This window comes from Paenibacillus sp. FSL R7-0345 (genome assembly GCF_038595055.1).
In the GTDB taxonomy this organism is placed as follows: Bacteria; Bacillota; Bacilli; order Paenibacillales; family Paenibacillaceae; genus Paenibacillus_AQ.
In genome coordinates, this window is sequence record NZ_CP152002.1 from 1,251,753 (window position 1) to 1,269,937 (window position 18,185).

The window sequence follows — 18,185 nt, forward strand, 5'->3', positions numbered from 1 at the left end:
CTGAAATCAACATACGAACAGAAAAGAATAGGCGAAGGTTCAGAACAAGGACAGCTCTGTCTTTCGCCGGCTTTTCTTTTTTTTACCCATTTTGGGGTAAGAAACGGAGGCGCAACATGAAATTCATGAATTTCCGCAACTATATAATGTTCATTCTACCAGCGCTTCTGATCTATCTGCTGTTTTTTGCCGGACCGATCTTTAGTGGCCTGTACTATGGCTTCACCGACTGGAACGGTTTTTCATTCAAGGCGGATTGGGTGGGGCTGGAGAACTTCCGGGAGGCTTTCCGTGATCCGCTGCTGCTGACCGCGCTGAAAAATATGCTTATTCTCTCGGTTGTGGTTATTGTCCTGCAGCACAGCTTTTCGATTCTGCTCGCTGTGCTGCTCGACCAGAAGCTTAAAGGGATTGTCTGGATGCGGGCGGTTATTTTCTTCCCGGTCATTCTGAACACCGTCGTCATCGGGTATGTGTGGAGCTACATGTATGCGCCGATGGTCGGGTTTCTGCCGAAGTTTTTTGATGCGATCGGTTTACACGGACTGGCTGCCCTGGACTGGCTGGGTGACCCGAAGCTGGCGATTTATGCGATTGCCCTTGTTATGGTATGGCAGTACACAGGCTATTCGATGATGATCTATCTGGCCGGCCTGCAATCTGTATCGGGTGAAATCTATGAGGCTGCGAGCATTGACGGTGCCGGGCCGTGGAATAAATTCTGGCGGGTCACCCTGCCCCTGCTGATTCCCTCAGTCATTGTGAATACCGTGCTGTCCGTTATTGGCTGCATGAAAATGTTCGAGCATGTGTTTATCATGACCCAGGGCGGACCGGCCAACTCGACCCAGACCTTCGGCATCATGATCTACCAGTATGCCTTCAAAACCTCGCAAATGGGCTACGGCACCGCGATGGCCATGATTCTGTCCGTGATGATTCTGGCTGTAACCTATGTACAGATTAAACTGCTCAGCCGTCTGGAGGTGGCGAATTGACAACAACCCTGCAGAAAACCTCAATTTATACCGTACTCATTATCGCCCTGATTATCGTGCTGGTGCCGATGGCGGTACTGGTCTCAGTCTCGCTACAGACACCATCGACGGTGAACCCGCTGAGTCTGCCTAAGGACCCGCAGTGGAGCAATTACTCGGAAGCCTTCAAGACTGGCAATCTGCTGCCTTATTTCGGTAACAGCATTCTCGTATTGGTTATGACCACAGCCGCTGCCATCGGTGTTTCTGTATTGGCTGCCTACGGTCTGCACCACGGCAAACGCTACAAATCGGATGCCATGTCGACCTTTTTCCTGATGGGCCTTATTCTGCCGGCCTTCTCCGGCACGATTCCGGCGTTTCTGGTGCTGCGCCAGGTAAATCTGCTTAATACACATATTGGGCTTTCCCTGATCCAGATTGCTTCGGGGCTGGCTCTGCCGATCTTCCTGTACGTAAATTTCTTCAAAACCGTTCCGGCTGAAATTGAAGAGGCGGCGCTGGTGGACGGCTGCGGGCCTTGGCGGACGTTTGTGCAGATTATTTTTCCGCTGACGCTGCCGATTACCGCTACCTGTGTGATTGTGGTGGCGATCAATTCCTGGAATGACTTTTTCAATCCGCTGGTCTATCTGTCCTCGCCGGAAATGCGCACGCTGCCTGTCGGCCTGATGGCTTTCAAAAGCCAATACAATACCAACTGGCCGCAAATGTTCGCCGGTGCCGCGCTGGTGGCGCTGCCGATCATCATCCTGTATCTGTTCGTGCAGCGGTTCATTATTAAAGGTCTGGTGGGCGGCGCGGTTAAGGGGTAGAGGAAAGTGAGGATGGAGCGGAGCAAGTTATTAACTAATGTACAGAGTACAACCGGATCACGACACTCATCCGCGTTACTGCAGATGAAGCTAAGGCTGGCAGTTCAACTTATAGGGCAATTTTAAGCTTAATTAAATGGCTGAGGAGTGTGCGCTAATGGAAGCTGGAAAAAAGGCGGGGATTCCCCTGCACGGGCTGGTCGTTTCCTGCCAGGCGCTGGAGCATGAACCGCTTCACGGCACCCAGCATATGGCGGCAATGGCCAGGGCGGCGAAGGAGGCGGGAGCGGCAGGCATCCGCGCCGGCGGAACTGCCGACATCAAGGCTATTAAAGCAGAAACCGGCCTGCCGGTGATCGGACTCGTCAAAAAGCAGACCGAAGGCTGCGAAGTTTACATCACGCCGACACTGGAGGCTGCGCTTGAAATCCATGCCGCCGGCGCGGATATTGTAGCCATCGACGGGACGGGACGGCCGCGGCCGGACGGGCGTTCCCTGCAGGAGACGGTTGCCGGACTGAAGCAGGCCGGAGTAGCTGTAATGGCCGATATTGCAACGTTTGAAGAAGGTGTACAGGCTGCGGCGTGGGGGGCCGATTATATCTCAACCACGCTGAGCGGCTATACCCGCGAGACCGCAGGCACAGAGCTGCCGAACCTGGCCCTGCTGGAAAGGCTGGCCGCGACGCTGCAGGTTCCCGTCGTGGCCGAGGGCGGTATTTGCCAGCCGGAGCAGGCCGCCGAGGCGCTTTGCCTCGGGGCGGCCTTCGTCGTGGTCGGCTCGGCCATTACCCGCCCGCAGTGGATCGCCGGGCGGTATGTGGAGGCGATGCGCGGCGCTTCACCTGCCGGGGGCGGGTCGTGAGCCGGTATTACATCGGCGCCGATCTCGGGGGCACGGGCATCAAGGCTGCGCTGGTTGATGCCCATGGCGTTATTGCCGCCCGCAGCAAGGCGGCAACGCCGGTCACTGAAGGCGAGGCAGGCATTCTGCACGCGCTGAAGGACGTCATCCGCGCCCTTCTTGCCGAAGGCGCGGACGTCAAAGGCATCGGCGTCGGCAGCGCCGGGCGTATCGACGCCGCGGAAGGGATTGTCCGCTATGCGACGGACAATCTGCCGGGCTGGACCGGCATGCGGCTGGCGGAGGCGTTGACAGCCGAATTTGCTTTGCCCGCCGCGGCGGAGAACGATGCCAACGCTGCCGCGGTTGGCGAGGGCTGGCTTGGCGCAGCCGCCGGGCTCAGCAGCTTCGTGATGCTGACGCTGGGTACCGGCGTCGGCGGAGCGTTCATTCACCGCGGCGCGCCGGTGTCCGGCAGCCAAGGGGCCGCAGGGGAGTTCGGCCACGCCGTACTCTACCCCGGCGGACTGCCCTGCAACTGCGGGCAGCGCGGCTGCGCCGAGCAGTATCTGTCCGGCACGGCGCTGAGCCGCCGGGCGGGGGCAGTTGATGCCGGCTGGGACGGACGGCGGCTGCTGGAGGCTTTTGCCGCCGGACATCCGCTGGCGGCCGGCGCGGTTGAGGCTTATCTGGATGATCTCAGCTATGCGGTGCATAACATCCAGTCGTACTTGGACCCTGCCGCTGTTATGATCGGCGGCGGGGTGGCCGACTCCCACACTATCTGGTGGGAGTCCTGGCAGAGCAGGCTGGCTGCGTTATCTCCGCTGTCCATTAAGGTGCTGCCGGCCAAGCTTGGCAATGAAGCCGGAATGCTTGGGGCGGCTAAACTGATAATGGATAGGGAGCAAGGCTAGAGACTGCCGGGGTGCCGGACTAATTTTGGCGGAAGTGGAAAGGCCGTGGGAAAGGGTATGGGGATGTTACGGATAGCCGGGCGGTTTGCAAATTAGAATGACCTGGGGCTATACCGGGTGTAGTATGGGAGGAAAACGGGGATTTTGCTGCAAGCCGGATAGAAGGGGTAAGGAAAAAAATGAAAAGCCCTGGCGGGGTTCCGCCGGACTATCCCTAAACAAGGAGCGAATTTAAAATGCTGTTAGAGGTTATTGCCACAACAGTGAATGATGCGGTTACCGCTGAACGCCACGGTGCTGACCGGATTGAGCTGATTACGGGGATTTTTGAGGGCGGCCTGACGCCGAGTCTGGGGCTGATTGAAGCTGTGCGGGAGGTAGTTTCTATCCCTGTCCGGGTGATGGTGCGGCCGCATGCGCGTTCCTTTTGCTATGACGCGGAGGACATTGCCGTGATGCTGCGGGACATTCGCCGTATCCGCGCTGCCGGCGGCCTTTCGCTGGTCACAGGTGTGCTCCGCGCAGACCACTCGGTGGATGTGGAGCTGCTTGAGCGGCTGCTTGAAGCTGCAGACGGAATGGATGTGACTTTTCACCGGGCGTTTGATGAAATCCCCGATCAGACGGGTGCGCTGGATATATTATCACAGTACAAGCAGATTACGGATGTGCTGACCTCCGGCGGCAAGCCTACTGCTCCAGAAGGAGCGGAGCGGATTGCTGTGCTCCAGCGCCTGTCGTCTGCCCGGCACAAGCCTGCGATTCTGGCCGGCAGCGGGCTGACGGCAGAGGGGCTTGAAGATTTTTTGGAGAAAACGGCAGTAGGCAGTGTACATTTCGGTTCTGCAGTAAGAGAGGACGGCAATCCGCTTAGACCGGTTGATCCCGGGCGGCTTGAGGCTGTCCGGCAGATTTTGAATACATGGAAGAGGTGAGCTTTTTGTCAAAGTCGACGCTACACGAACTGCGCAAAGCCAAAAAGCTGGAGATCAGCGCCACCGTTGAGGCCGGCCCTTTTCAGGCAGCCTGGTCTTCCCTTGATGCCTATTCGGTTCCACGCTGGTATGAGGATGCGAAGTTTGGCATTTTCATTCACTGGGGGGTATATTCTGTGCCGGCCTTCGGGACGGAGTGGTACGCCCGCAATATGTACAGGGAAGGGACTGAGGTGTACGAGCATCACCTTGCGACCTACGGTTCACCTGATACTTTTGGCTATAAGGATTTCATTCCGCAGTTCACAGCAGAGAAGTTTGATGCCGAGGAATGGGCGGCTTTGTTCAAGCGGGCGGGTGCCGCGTTTGTTGTGCCGGTGGCTGAGCATCATGACGGCTTCGCGATGTATGACTGTCCTTACTCCGAATGGACTGCCGCCAAAATGGGCCCGAAACGCGATATTGTCGGAGAACTTGGAGCGGCTGTACGCCGGCATTATATGACCTTTGGTGTGTCCAGCCACCGTGCGGAGAACTGGTGGTACTACAACGGCGGGCGGGATATTCCGTCCGATGTGCAGGACCCGGCATATGCGGAGCTTTACGGACCGGCGCAGCCTACCTATGGCGATCCGGCTTATCCGCTGCCGATTCTTCCGCCAAACGAGGAGTTTCTGGACGACTGGCTGGTGCGTACCTGCGACCTGATTGACCGTTACGGGCCGCAGCTGCTCTACTTCGACTGGTGGATTGAGCAGCCTGTCTTTAAGCCTTATCTGCAAAAGCTGGCTGCCTACTATTACAACAAAGCTGCCGAGTGGGGCCAGGGGGCGGTCATCAACTACAAATTTGATGCTTTTGCCGAAGGGACAGCTGTCTATGATATAGAGCGCGGCCAGCTGGCCGACATCAACCCGGATGTTTGGCAGACCTGCACCTCGGTCGGCGAGACGGCCTGGTGTCATATTGCCGACCACAAATACAAGACCTCTGGAGCGATCCTCGGCGACCTGGTCGATATCGTCAGCAAAAACGGCGTCATGCTGCTGAACGTAGGGCCGCGTGCGGACGGCACAATTCCGGAAGAGGAGCAGACGCTGCTGCGCGAAGTGGGCGACTGGCTCGCCGTGAACGGCGAGGCCATTTACGGCACCCGGCCTTGGAAGGTTTACGGGGAGGGGCCGACGCAAATCGTCAGCGGTACCTTCAACGATACGAAGCGCAGCCCCTTTACTGGGCAGGATGTACGCTTTACATCCAGAGGCGATAAGCTGCTGTATGCTTCCATCATGGACTGGCCCGAGGACGGAACAGCCGTCGTCGGTACCCTGGGCAGCGGCTGCAAGCTGCTGTCCGGCGAGATCGGCAAGGTGGAACTGCTCGGCTGGAAGGAGCCGCTGGAGTGGAGCCGCGAAGTAGCGGGATTGACGGTGCAGCTGCCTGACGCGGTGCGCTCTCAGGGTATCCTCGTGCTGAAGATTGAATATGCTGCTGCGGAGATGGCTAGATAGTTAAACGGTCATGGACGGGCGTCTGTGCGTAGAGCGGAGGTAAGTGCGGAGAGGGAGTAGATGGCAAAAATGCCTCTGAATGCGCCGAAATCCGGCGCGGGGCTGAAATCAGAGGCAAAAATGCCTCTGAATGCGCCGAAATCCGGCGCGGGGCGGAAATCAGAGGCAAAAATGCCTCTGAATGCGCCAAAATCCGGCGCGAGGCGGAAATCAGAGGCAAAAATGCCTCTGAATGCGCCAAAATCCGGCGCGAGGCGGAAATCAGAGGCAAAAATGCCTCTGAATGCGCCGAACCCCGGCGCGGGGCTGAAATCAGAGGCAAAAGTGCCTCTGAATGCGCCGAAATCCGGCGCGGGGCGGAAATCAGAGGCAAAAATGCCTCTGAATGCGCCGAAATCCGGCGCAAGACGGAAATCAGAGGCAAAAATGCCTCTGAATGCGCCAAAATCCGGCGCGGGGCGGAAATCAGAGGCAAAAATGCCTCTGAATGCGCTGAACCCCGGCGCGGGGCGGAAATCAGAGTCAAATGTGCCAGTCAGTAAGTGTTTCCGCCCAAACAACGCTAGAAATCCCGTTGTTCCATGCATCTGCATTTATCCACACAACAAGCAAGGCCCCGCCATCCAAGTGGCGGGGCCTTGAGCTTTAAGTTTTATCCGTTACTGCGCGGTACCCTGCCCGCCCAGCACCTTCGGCAGCAGCGTAAGCAGCCGCTCACGCGTCAGCGCGTCGCTGAAGTTCCATTTGCTGTTGTCCAGCAAATAGGCACGGCCCTGCTGCACGGCCGGCAGGCTGCGCCAGGCCGGGCTTTCGAGCAGCGCATCCATCGCTGCGCGGGAGTCTTCCCGCTCCGGGATAAGCATGAAGACGCGGTCCCCCGCGTAGTCATGCAGCCGCTGCGGATCGACCTCGGCGAAGCCGAGCTCAGCGTCCAGCATCGCCTGGATCTCCGCAGCCGGCCGCAGGCCGCCCGGCGCATACAGCGCGCTGGACAGCCCGCTTAGTCCCATGGCATACAGATGCTTGCCATGGTCGAAGATCAGCGCGGAGGCGGTTTCGCCGGGCGCAAGCACGCCGCTGTCGTACAGCCGCTGCCACATGGCGGCATTCCTGGCCGCGAAGCCGGCCAGCCAGGCCTCGGCTTCGCGCTGCTTGCTGAGCCAGCCGCCGAGTGTCCGCATGCGCTGCTCCAGCGGGGCGAACGAATCGAAGGTGAGGGCGGGGGCAATGCCCGCGACCCGCTTGTACACCTTCTCATCGGGATTGGCGATGATGATCAGGTCCGGGCGGAGCGAGGCCGTCAGCTGCGGATTCAGCGGGAATCCGACATTGGCCAGCCTTTTCAGCCGGTGCTTATAGACGCTGTTGCGGGCGAATTCCTCGTCACCGCCGACCGGCTTCACTCCGAGGGCCAGCAGATCACCGAGCGTCTCCCCGTGATAGACGATCCGCCTTGGCCGCTCCGGAATGTCCACGGTATGACCGGTCCAATCCTGGACGGTGACTTTTGCGCGCTGCATCACGGCATATTGGCCGGGCGTAACCCCGGTGATCTGGCGGAAGCGGCGGCTGAAATAATATTCATCGGAGAAGCCGGCCAGCCGGGCGATTTCACGCAGCGGCTCGGCCGATTCCAGCAGCAGCTGCTTCGAGCGGCCGATGCGCAGCCCGGTGAGATATTCAAGCGGCTTTTGGCCGGTGAGCTTTTGAAAGAGCGGCGTGTACTGCCAGAGGGAAACTCCGGCCTGTTCAGCCAGTTGCTTAACCGTGATGCTCTCCATATAGTGCTCTTGCATATACTTGATGGTGCCTTCCACGGACTCGGCCGGACTCGGCGCCTCGTCGGAAGGGTAGTTATGCTCCAGCAGCAGGAGCAGCAGCTCCTGGAATTTCAGCTGCAGCCGGTACAGCTGGACTTCACTGCGGTCATCCGGGCTTGCTGTCAGTTCTTCGGCCAGCCGGATGACCCGGGTGAACGGATGAACAAGCAGCTCCTGCCTGCCGGGCAGCAGCTCCTCTGTATAAATCCCGGGCTGCCCGGCCGTCTGGTAGACATGGAACGAGAGCTGATAATAATACAGCGTCGTTTCCGGGTTATCTGCCGTATATGTAGTTCCGGGAGACAGGAGAAAGCATCTGTCTGCATTCAGGTCAACGGTCCCGCCCGGAATCGTAAGCATGCCGCTGCCTCCGGTACAGATAAGCAGCAGATGAGACTTTGCTGTCTGCGGCTCCGCAGGGAACATAGCGGGCTGGACAGCCAGCACAGCACCTGTGAGCTGAAACAGCAGGGAATGCAGCGGGGCGGGCGGCGTAGATGATGGCAGCATGAGCGGACCTCCCTTTATAAGTGAGAATGATTATCAAATAAACTCATTGTAGCCAAAAAAAAGAAGCTTATCAACGGTTGTTGATAAGCTTCCTGCTTTTAGAGTCAGAGTTCCGGCATTGCCTAATCTGCAAGTGACTTATTTTCCGCCCATCAGGCGCGGCAATTCTGTAAGCAGCCATTCTCTGGTCGAAGCGTCAGCAGAGGTTTTCATGATGTCCTGCGTGTAGACGTAGCCATTTTTGACGGCCGGGAGGCTCTTCCAGATCTCACTCTGTATCATGGTATCGGTCGATTGCTTGGCTTCATCAGCTACTGGAGTCAGGACAAAAATCCGGTCACCCGCATATTGGCTGATTACCTCCATGGAAATTTCCTGGAAGCCGGTGCCCTCATCCAGCAGAGTCTGAATAGGAGCAGGGGCTTTGAAGCCGCCTTCGCCGTAGAGCACCTGTGATAATCCGGTCGCAGCCATTACGAACAGCCGGTCGCCAGGATAATAGGTGAAGACGGAAGCTGTTTCGCCCTCTTTGATACCGGCAGCCTTCAGCTGCTCCCACATAGCTGTTTCACTGGTTTTGTACTGCGCCAGCCAGTCTGCTGCTTCCTGCTTTTTACCCAGCAGCACACCAAGCTTGGTCATCCGTTCCTCCAGCGGGCCGAAGGTGTTGAAGATAATGGTCGGCGCGATTTTGGACAACGCTTCAAAATCGGCCTCATCCGTTCCGGCATAGATGATCAGGTCAGGCTGCAGCTCAAGTGTCTTTTCCAGATTGATCGGGAAACCGACATCCTCAACTCCCGCCAGCTTGTCCTCGAAAATCTGGCCTTCCCCCATAGACAGCGGGTAGCCGACAGCCTGCACACCAAGTGCAATCAAATCGCCGTAGGTTTCTCCCGAATAAACGATGCGCTCAGGATTTACCGGAATCTCGACCGTATGGTCCATGTAATCTGTATACGATTGTGTGCCTGCTGCAGCAGTATCAGTGTTCCCGGAAGCTTCCGGTGACGGCGCTGTAGTGGCAGCGGCGCCCGTTGCTGTATTTGCGGCGTTACCGCTCTCTGTCTGTCCGTTGTTATTTCCGCAGGCAAGCAGAAGTGCACTCATCAGGAAGATGACGCTCAGCACGGCTAAGGGTTTTCTTGCTTTTTTTAACATAAAAGTACCTCCCCAATGAATTACGTTTTTATTTACTGAGAATCATTCTCGCTTGCATCATCATAAGGTAAAGCTTTCTGCGGCTCAATGGACAAACTCCGGGGGCGGAATTGATTTTGTACAAAACACAGCTGTATCCGGACTGAAAATTAAATTTCGGCTTTTTCAGATTAAATTCAGATAGGGCTGTTATGATGCATGCAGTATGCCGACTGGCGGATGATTATACATATATGATTGCTAAGTATTATCGTTGTTATGAGAATAAAATGAGTCTTTAGTACCCTGTATTCAAGTCGAAAAATGTCGATAAATAATAAAAATCATTATTCATTCAGGAGGGTACAAGATTGAGAAAAAGTAGTGTTAACCGTTTTTTACTGATGGCCTTGTCGTTGATTCTGGTGTTCGGAAACGGAGGCCTGGCGATGGCAGCTACAGCAGTTACTGTCTCCAAAATCGTGCTGAACACAAGCGAGCTGTCCTTATCCTTTGAAGATACCTATGCGCTCACAGCTACGGCGGTATACTCCGACACCACCTCGGGTGATGTGACCGTAAATGCTGACTGGTCGAGCGATAAGCCGGCCGTTGCCTCGGTATATAACGGAATTGTAACCGCCAAGGCGGAAGGCACAGCAACCATTGTTGCGGTCTATACATACTCGGACGGAACGAAATATTCACAGGCGGCTACCGTCACCGTCACCAAAAAAGTTAAAGCGCTGACCCAGAATGTGCAGTCACTCGACCTGCGAAAAGGGGAGTCGGACAGTATTATTCTGACGGCAACCTACTCGGATAATACTACCGATGCCACGGTGGCTGATCATGCGGTCTGGAGTACAAGTGATGCGGCGGTTGCGACTGTCGTTAACGGCAAAGTGAAGGGAGTTGCATCCGGCACAGCCACAATTACAGGTGTATACGGCAAGAAAACAATCACCGTCACCGTAAACGTCGAGGTGGCCAAGCGGATAACGGTGGATCACCCGGAGCTGGCTTTGCTTTTGAACGATAGTGCTGCGGTTGTGCTGACCGCCACTTTTGCAGACGGGACGACTGAGAATGTAAGCTCACTCGCCGCCTGGTCTACCAGCGATGAATCGGTTGCCGATGTACTGAAGGGTGTTATTACCGGTTATAAGCAGGGCTCGGCGGTGATCACGGCCAAGTATGGCACCAAGACGGCTACCGTTCAGGTGACCGTTGACCAGACCAGCAAGCTGACTGTTGATGATCAGAGCGTATTCCTGAAGCCGGAAGCAGCCCAGCAGCTTAAACTGACAGCCGTCTACCCGGACGGGACGACCAAGGATGTGACAAGCACGGCAATCTGGAGCTCCAGCGACTCCGGGGTTGCTTATGTTTATAAAGGCAAGGTGTACGGCTACACAGCCGGAACGGCAACCATCACAGGCACCTATGGAGATAAATCCGTGCAGGTCGAGGTGGATGTTGCAGTAGCGCGTTATCTGGACATGAGCGAGGAGCAGCTTAGTCTGAAGACCAGTGCCAGCCACACGCTTACGCTCACGGCAACCTATGCCGACGGCAGTACGGAGGATGTAACATCTGAGGCAGTCTGGAGCTCAAGCGATGAGCTTGTGGCTTTTGTCAAAAAGGGTACGGTAACCACCTACAAATTAGCGGGAACGGCTACCATCAGCGCGACTTACGGCACTCTGGAAACTACGCTTGAGGTTGAAGTCGGCTCTGTGAGCAAGCTGATTGCCAGCAGCGAAAATCTATTCCTGCAGACCAGCGGTACGAAGCAGCTCAGTCTGACCGCTGTTGCCGGAGATGGTTCCTCGTCTGATGTGACAGCGAACGCCACCTGGACCTCCAGTGATAAAAGTATAGCGATCGTCAGCAAGGGGCTGATTACCGGATATTCAGTCGGCTCAGCTACCATTACAGGGACTTACAACGGTACAGCTGTTACGGTTACAGTGGATGTCGGAACGGCTAGACATCTCGCGCTCAGCGAGACGGCAGTGAATCTGGCGGTAAATGACAGCATAAATATTGTGCTGACGGCGACCTTTGCCGACGGAACGACTGCTGATGTGACCAGCAAGGCTGTGTGGAGTTCCAGCGATGAAGCTGTAGCTTTTGCGGATATAGGGACGATTACGACTTATGCGGAAGGCAATGTGACAATTACGGCAAGCTACGGCTCGAAGACAGTGACGCTAACCGCCGCTGTAGGCAAAAGCAATAAAATTACCGTAGACGATGACAGTGTATTTTTGCGGATCAACAAATCGCAGCAGCTGGTGCTGACCGCACTTGATGCAAATGGCGTCTCCAGCGTGGTGACAGACAGCGCAGTCTGGACTACCGCTGACGATAATATTGCTACTGTGACCAAAGGACTAATCACCGGCTACAAATCGGGTTCGACCACGGTTACTGCGGTATACGGCGGCAAAACCGTCACCATCACAGTAAATGTAGAAACGGCCTCCCGCCTGAATCTGACCATCAGCAAGCTGAACCTTGGCATTGATCAGAGTAAAGATGTGACCGTGATGGCCAGCTATGAAGACGGCACTACGCAGGATGTAACGGATGACGCGGTTTGGAGCTCGGATCATGAAGACATCGCGGCAGCAAGTGACGGTACGATTACTGCTTATTCCGCAGGCAGTGCTGTAATAACGGCCTCCTATGGCGGCAAAAAAGCCACAATCAAAGTAACCGCAGGCACCCCAAGCAAGCTGACCCTGCAGGCCAAGACGGTAAAGCTTGAGGCCGAGGAGACTTATCAGGTAATCGCAACAGGTAAGTACAGCGACGGCAGCGATATGATTTTGACGGATGAGGCGGAGTGGAGCTCCAGTGATGATGAGGTGGCAGAGGTTGAGGACGGCCTGATTACGGCTCTCGATACCGGGACTGCAGTGATTACGGCCAAGCTGGGCGATGTATCGGCAGAGATCACTGTTAATGTCGGACTTGTAGATGAGCTGACGGCAAATGTAACGCTGATTACGCTATCGCCGGCTGACAAAGAGCAGATTACGCTGACGGCGACCGACTCCGAGGGTGTGGAGAGTGATGTAACGGCGGATGCGGACTGGAGCTCAGCCAAGATTACAATTGCTACGGTGAAAAAAGGTTTGATAACCGGGGTAGCCAAAGGCAAGACGACAGTAACCGCATCCTACGGCGGGCAAAAAGTAACGGTCAATATCGAGGTCGATCAGATCTCATCGATTAAAGCATCGGTCAGCAATCTGGCGCTGAAATCCGGAGAGTCGGCCAAGGTGACTGCAACCATTACCTTCAGCGACGGTAAAACGAAGGATGTTACCGCTAAAGCGGAATGGCAGAGCGGCAGCTATAAAATCGCAACGGTTACCGGCGGAACCGTAAAAGCAGTAGCCTACGGCAAGTCTTACGTTACTGCCAAATACGGCGGTAAAACAGTCAAGGTGCCGGTAACCGTAGATGTATTGAAATACCTGGAGGTCAGCCAGATGAACCTCAGCCTGAGCGTGGGCCAGTCGGTGCAGCTGGTTGCTACGGCAACTTTTGAAGACGGCAGCGAAGCAGATGTCTCGAAGACTGCAGTCTGGGCCTCGACCAAAGAGCTGACTGCCACAGGCAAAAACGGGCTCGTAAAGGCGAACAGCAAAGGCACAGCCTATATCTCGGTAAAATACGGCGGCAAAACGGTCAAAGTTAAGGTTGTCGTAAAATAACTGATTTCATTTCGGTTACACTGATGCTTTAATGGCAGCAGGCTGCTGGTGGGCCGCATTCTCCGGTTTGGAGGGTGCGGTATTTTTTTTGAATAAAATAGTTATTAACAACTTGATAATATCATCAATCCATGCTAAAGTAATGTTAATAACAAAATGTTAATAACAACAAACGGGAGGTAATGTCCATGTTCGGATTCAGATTCGTGAAATTCCAGCCCAGTGAGTATGTGCTCAAGGTGAAGAACGGCAAGGTGGTGCGTGAGGGAGTGGGGCTTTCTTTTCATTACTATGCACCGACGACTTCCGTTATTGTGGTGCCGGTATCCTCGATTGATGTTCCGTTCATGTTCGAGGAAATCACGGCTGATTACCAGACCGTTACGGTGCAGGGACAGCTGACCTACCGGATTGTCGATTACCGCAAAACCACCCAGATTCTCAATTACACCTACAATTTGAAAAAGAACACCTACCTGTCTGACGATCCGGGCAAGCTGGCCCAGCGGGTAATCAACGTCGCCAAAGTGCTGACCAAAAAACAGCTGGAGCAGCTGCCGCTGCGCGAAGCGATCCAGTCAAGTGAACGGCTGGCCAAGACGATTACCCTTGAGGTTGAACGTAACGCAGAGATTGAGAAGCTGGGCATTGAGCTGATGGGCCTCTCGATCCTGGCGATTGTGCCGAATAAAGAAACGCTCCGCGCGCTGGAGGCTCAGGCCCGGGAGGAAATTCTCCGCAGCGCCGACAATGCCCTGTATGAACGCCGCAATGCGTCGATCGAGCAGGAGCGCCGGGTGAAGGAGAACGAGCTGAACACAGAGATCGCCGTGGAGACGAAAAAGAAGCAGATCCGCCAGACCCAGCTCGATGCCGAGCGGTTCGTGAAGCAGAAGCAGAATGAGATGAAGGAAGAGCAGCTCAGCTTTGATACGGCGCTGGAGGAGAAGAAGCAGGAGCTGATCGGCCTGACCGTCGCCAACCAGAAAGCAGAAGCGGATGCTAAAGCCTACGAGCTGTCGGCCGTGATGAATTCGCTGCAGGGCGTATCGCCAAATGTGCTGCAGGCGCTGACCAATGTCGGCATGAAGCCGGATAAGCTGATTGCCATCGCCTTCCAGGAGCTGGCCGAAAATGCCGGCAAGATCGGGCAGCTGAACATAACGCCGGATCTGCTGCAGGGTATTATGGCCGGATCGGCAGGCGGCGCGGGCAGTGGTGCCGGTGCGGCGAGAGGAACGGGTAGATGATGAGCAGCAGTGCAGGAGTAAGAAGACCATTGGGGAAAGGATGAGCGGCAGGGCAGTTGTAGCCAGATGGTAGTGGGAGCAGAGATGGTGAGGGCGCGGTAGGGTTAAGATTAGCGGTGCAGGTATGGTGAGAGTTGAGAAAGTAGCTACATGACGATGAGTAGTGGGAGCGGAGATGGTGAGGTCGCGGTAGGGTTAAGAGTAACGGCGCAGGTGCGGTGTGAGTTGAGAAAGTAGCGATGATGGAGGCAATTCTGGAGGTAATTCTGGAGCATTGAGAGGAGCGGGTGGATTATGAGCAGCGGGGGACGGGTGTCGGAGAATAAGATCGTGCTGGTTAAGCGCAAGACCCGGCTCGAAGAGCTGGTTGTCCGCTACAACACGGTCCAGCAGGCCCAGTTCTACATTGAGCGGCTGGGCGCGGATTTCAGCGATTACATCAGTGAGGACCTGACCTATCGCCAGGCGGTGGAAACTGCGGTTATCGAGCTGAGCGCCCTGGGCCGGGTGCAGCTGCTGGAGCGTCAGCATGTGCCGAATTTTATTTTTGGCGATGAGGACACTGTAGTCGTTCTGGGACAGGACGGTCTTGTGGCCAACACGCTGAAGTACTTGCGTGAGCAGCCGCTAATCGGGGTGAACCCTGATCCGCTGCGCTGGGACGGCGTGCTGCTCCCGTTCACCGTCAAGGATCTGCGGCTGCTGCTGCCTGAGGTGTTCCGCAGCCGCCGGCAGGTGCGTGAGGTGACGCTGGCCAAGGCCAAGCTGAACGACGGCCAGAGCCTGTACGGCGTCAACGACCTGTTCATCGGCCGCAGGACGCATGTATCTGCTCGCTATCTGCTGCAGCACGGGGCCGCCGCTGAGCAGCAGTCCTCCAGCGGCATCATCGTCTCCACCGGCCTGGGCTCCACCGGCTGGCTGCGCAGCGTGCTCGCCGGGGCGGCGGGCATTACCCGCAGCGCCGCCGGTCTGGGGCTGGCCCCCCGGGAGGGGGCAGGCGGAGCTGCCGGAGCGCCAGCCGGGACAGAGAGCCGGCTGGCCTGGGATGACCCTAACCTGTATTTTACGGTTAGGGAGCCCTTTCCGAGCCGGACGACTTCGGCCGGCTTGGTGTTTGGACAGATCGGCGGCAACGAGCCGCTGCGGATTACCTCGCAGATGCCGGAGGATGGCGTCATCTTCAGCGACGGCGTGGAGAGCGACTTCCTGGAGTTCAACTCCGGCGTGGAAGCAGTAATCGGCCTCGCCGAGAAACGGGGCCGGCTGGTTGTTTGAGCAGACTGAAGGACTGTTCAAGATACGGCATGGCAGGTGGACATACGGGCGTACTGCATATTGTGAATTTGCACATTGTTCGATGCCCGATTTCCAGCGCTCAATGCAAACGCTCAACGCTAACGCTAACGCTAACGCTAACGCTCAATGTTAACGCTCAACGCTAACGCTCAACGCTAACGCTCAATGCAAAGGCTGCCTCCGCCTCAGAAAATCTGCGGTAGACAGCCTTTTTTGCAGACACTAATTCCGTTACCTTAACAGTAACTCTGAGATTGCTGACTGCGCGGAATGAGAGGCAAAAATGCCCTTGATTTCGGCGCACGAGACCAAATGTGCGGAAGGAGAGGCAAAAATGCCTTTGATTTCGGCGCACGAGACCAAATGTGCGGAAGGAGAGGCAAAAATGCCTTTGATTTCGGCGCACGAGACCAAATGTGCGGAATGAGAGGCAAAAATGCCCTTGATTTCGGCGCACGAGCCCAAATGCGCGGAATGAGAGGCAAAAATGCCTTTGATTTCGGCGCACGAGACCAAATGCGCGGAATGAGAGGCAAAAATGCCCTTGATTTCGGCGCATGAGCCCAGATCCGCGGAATGAGAGGCAAAAGTACTCTTGATTCCTGCAGCAGCAGCCAACATAATCCTCGCGGTTAGCTACATACATAAAAGAAGGTTCCCGGGTGTATGCCCGGAAACCTTTTTTAGATGCTGGATTACTGGAAGCTGCGGCCCTGGTTCATGGACGAGCCGTAGTTCTGGTTCGGGCTGCCCATGGAGCCGATTGCTCCGAGGGTGCCGATCCGGCTGATCGAACCTGATGGGTTCATTGTGCTTCCGGCTGGAGTATGCAATGGCTGCTGATTAAAGGAGGAGCTGTAGGATGGTGTATATCCATGTGCTCCTGTATTATAGCTTGTTTGTTCCGAATTGTAGCTGGCAGCGCCAGTATTAAAATGCGGGATACCGGTATTGTAGCCTGTATTTGTATTATAGCTTGGAGTTGTGTGTGTATTATAGCTTGGAGTTGTGTTATACCCTACATTCTGGGAACTCTGCTCCAGCTGTCTCAAGGCTTGAGTTACCTGCTGCAGCTGCTGTACGGCGGTAGAATGACCTTGCAGTGCCTGCTGGATTACCTGGCTTGCTTTGTGCTCACGTTGAGCCAGTTCCTCCAGTTTGGCCGCGTTCTGCTGCTCCTGCTGGAGAAGCTGCTGGTAGTTCTGGCTGGCCTGCTGGGTCTGGGCGACAAGCTGTTGAATGATGGTTTCACACTGGCTGATCTGGCTGGAAAGATTTGAGTTCAAAGTTTGTTGCCTCCTTGGCAGTTTCGGTTTGGTAGTGCAGGCTTATTATCTCTGGGGACTGGCTCCAATATGCATGATCATTTGTTGACCGGACTAGCCGGACTAAATAGGTACAGGCTGTACTGCAACTTAACGGCGGAAACGCCGTCTATTCATAAAAGAGTTTTCCAGAAGAACCCATAACATGGAGGTGGGGCAACATGAAAGGGCAAGGAAACGCCGGATCAAACAGAACCAGCAGGCTGCATGGCATCAAGCTGCCGCTGGTATTTTTGCTGTTGTTTACGGCCTGTTTTGGCGGAATAGCATCAGCTGCTGCAGGAGCGGCAACGTCCTCGGAGCTGATTGTCGTCAACAAGAAAACGAACACATTAGGCTTTTTTAGCGGCGGAAAGCTGGAAAAGGTATTTCAGGTCGCAACAGGTAAAACGAAAAATCTGACCCCGGAGGGAACGTTCCGGATGGTGCTCAAAGCCAAAAACAGGCCTTATTATAAGGAAAATATCCCCGGCGGCGATCCGGCCAATCCGCTCGGCGACCGCTGGCTGGGGCTGGAAGTGAACGGTACGTACGGCACCACTTATGCCATTCACGGCAATAACAATGAGTCTTCGATTGGCAAATATGTCAGCGCAGGCTGCATCCGGATGCATAATGACGACATCCACTGGCTCTATCCGAAGGTGGCCAAAAACACGCCGGTTATCATCACAACCTCCAGCCTCGATCTAAAAAGCATTGCTGCTAAACACGGCTATTCTGTCGGGCCGACAATGCTGGCAGGCGCTTTTATCGTGGAGGGCGAGACGGTTAAGGTGAAGGATTCTTTTGTAATGGAAAATTCTCGGGTATATATTCCTTTGCGGGAGTCGGTGGCCCTCCTTGGCGGGAGTCTGACACAGGAGCCTGCTACCGGTTCGCTTATTATAAAAATCGGTAATTATACAGCAGTCCATAAACCGCTTAGCGGGAAGGCCAGGGTCAACGGTAAAGAAGTTACGATCCTGGCCTCGCAAAATATAAACGGCCGTCTGTACATTCCGCTCAGCAGCCTCACCCCGCTGTTCGGTCTATCTTTTACGTGGAACGCCAAGGAGGGAACAGTAAAGCTGTAAGAGTAAAGAGGCTG

General features: G+C 55.5%; 15 protein-coding genes. 11 read left to right on the plus strand and 4 right to left on the minus strand.

Annotation, left to right across the window (positions count from 1 at the left end; translation table 11 throughout):
- The first annotated feature begins 116 nt into the window (after nucleotides 1-116).
- The 6 genes from NST84_RS05260 (at nucleotide 117) to NST84_RS05285 (ending at nucleotide 6,020) form a co-directional block, all read left to right on the plus strand.
- Entirely contained in the window at nucleotides 117-998 is an 882-nt protein-coding gene (locus tag NST84_RS05260) for a sugar ABC transporter permease (protein WP_342564582.1), read from the plus strand.
- Complete coding sequence (locus tag NST84_RS05265; RefSeq protein ID WP_342564583.1) at nucleotides 995-1,813, plus strand: carbohydrate ABC transporter permease; 819 nt, start codon at nucleotides 995-997, stop codon at nucleotides 1,811-1,813. The genes NST84_RS05260 and NST84_RS05265 overlap by 4 nt, the downstream gene beginning before the upstream one ends.
- 157 nt (nucleotides 1,814-1,970) lie before the next feature.
- Nucleotides 1,971-2,678 (plus strand): N-acetylmannosamine-6-phosphate 2-epimerase, encoded by a 708-nt coding sequence (locus NST84_RS05270; RefSeq protein ID WP_342564584.1) that lies wholly within the window; start codon nucleotides 1,971-1,973, stop codon nucleotides 2,676-2,678.
- A complete protein-coding gene (locus NST84_RS05275) occupies nucleotides 2,675-3,574 on the plus strand; it encodes an ROK family protein (RefSeq protein ID WP_342564585.1) in 900 nt (299 codons plus the stop codon). The genes NST84_RS05270 and NST84_RS05275 overlap by 4 nt, the downstream gene beginning before the upstream one ends.
- A 236-nt stretch (nucleotides 3,575-3,810) precedes the next feature.
- Entirely contained in the window at nucleotides 3,811-4,509 is a 699-nt protein-coding gene (locus NST84_RS05280) for a copper homeostasis protein CutC (protein WP_342564586.1), read from the plus strand.
- Nucleotides 4,506-6,020 carry an alpha-L-fucosidase gene (locus NST84_RS05285; protein WP_342566356.1) on the plus strand — a complete coding sequence of 505 codons (1,515 nt, stop codon included), beginning with the start codon at nucleotides 4,506-4,508 and terminating at the stop codon, nucleotides 6,018-6,020. The genes NST84_RS05280 and NST84_RS05285 overlap by 4 nt, the downstream gene beginning before the upstream one ends.
- A gap of 8 nt (nucleotides 6,021-6,028) precedes the next feature.
- Here NST84_RS05285 and NST84_RS05290 read toward each other — a convergent pair whose 3' ends face one another.
- The 3 genes from NST84_RS05290 to NST84_RS05300 all read right to left on the minus strand — a co-directional run bounded on the left by NST84_RS05290 (nucleotide 6,029) and on the right by NST84_RS05300 (nucleotide 9,511).
- Complete coding sequence (locus NST84_RS05290) at nucleotides 6,029-6,580, minus strand: hypothetical protein (protein ID WP_342564587.1); 552 nt, start codon at nucleotides 6,578-6,580, stop codon at nucleotides 6,029-6,031.
- A gap of 99 nt (nucleotides 6,581-6,679) precedes the next feature.
- A complete protein-coding gene (locus tag NST84_RS05295) occupies nucleotides 6,680-8,350 on the minus strand; it encodes an AraC family transcriptional regulator (protein ID WP_342564588.1) in 1,671 nt (556 codons plus the stop codon).
- A 138-nt stretch (nucleotides 8,351-8,488) separates the two neighbouring features.
- Nucleotides 8,489-9,511, minus strand: a complete 1,023-nt coding sequence (locus tag NST84_RS05300; protein WP_342564589.1) for an ABC transporter substrate-binding protein — start codon at nucleotides 9,509-9,511, stop codon at nucleotides 8,489-8,491.
- A 350-nt stretch (nucleotides 9,512-9,861) separates the two neighbouring features.
- Between NST84_RS05300 and NST84_RS05305 the strand changes: the two genes are divergently transcribed.
- From NST84_RS05305 to NST84_RS05320, 4 genes are all read left to right on the plus strand, one after another.
- The gene (locus tag NST84_RS05305; RefSeq protein WP_342564590.1) at nucleotides 9,862-13,221 is read left to right on the plus strand and encodes an Ig-like domain-containing protein; all 3,360 of its coding nucleotides are present in this window, start codon (nucleotides 9,862-9,864) and stop codon (nucleotides 13,219-13,221) included.
- Nucleotides 13,222-13,409: 188 nt separating this feature from the next.
- The gene (locus NST84_RS05310; protein ID WP_342564591.1) at nucleotides 13,410-14,471 is read left to right on the plus strand and encodes an SPFH domain-containing protein; all 1,062 of its coding nucleotides are present in this window, start codon (nucleotides 13,410-13,412) and stop codon (nucleotides 14,469-14,471) included.
- 294 nt (nucleotides 14,472-14,765) lie between these two features.
- Nucleotides 14,766-15,749 (plus strand): sugar kinase, encoded by a 984-nt coding sequence (locus NST84_RS05315; protein ID WP_342564592.1) that lies wholly within the window; start codon nucleotides 14,766-14,768, stop codon nucleotides 15,747-15,749.
- Nucleotides 15,750-16,040: 291 nt separating this feature from the next.
- Nucleotides 16,041-16,331, plus strand: coding sequence for a hypothetical protein (locus tag NST84_RS05320; protein ID WP_342564593.1), 291 nt, complete (start codon nucleotides 16,041-16,043; stop codon nucleotides 16,329-16,331).
- A gap of 134 nt (nucleotides 16,332-16,465) precedes the next feature.
- Here NST84_RS05320 and NST84_RS05325 read toward each other — a convergent pair whose 3' ends face one another.
- Complete coding sequence (locus NST84_RS05325) at nucleotides 16,466-17,056, minus strand: hypothetical protein (RefSeq protein WP_342564594.1); 591 nt, start codon at nucleotides 17,054-17,056, stop codon at nucleotides 16,466-16,468.
- A 200-nt stretch (nucleotides 17,057-17,256) separates the two neighbouring features.
- Between NST84_RS05325 and NST84_RS05330 the strand changes: the two genes are divergently transcribed.
- Nucleotides 17,257-18,171 carry a L,D-transpeptidase family protein gene (locus tag NST84_RS05330; protein WP_342564595.1) on the plus strand — a complete coding sequence of 305 codons (915 nt, stop codon included), beginning with the start codon at nucleotides 17,257-17,259 and terminating at the stop codon, nucleotides 18,169-18,171.
- The last annotated feature ends 14 nt before the right edge of the window (nucleotides 18,172-18,185 follow it).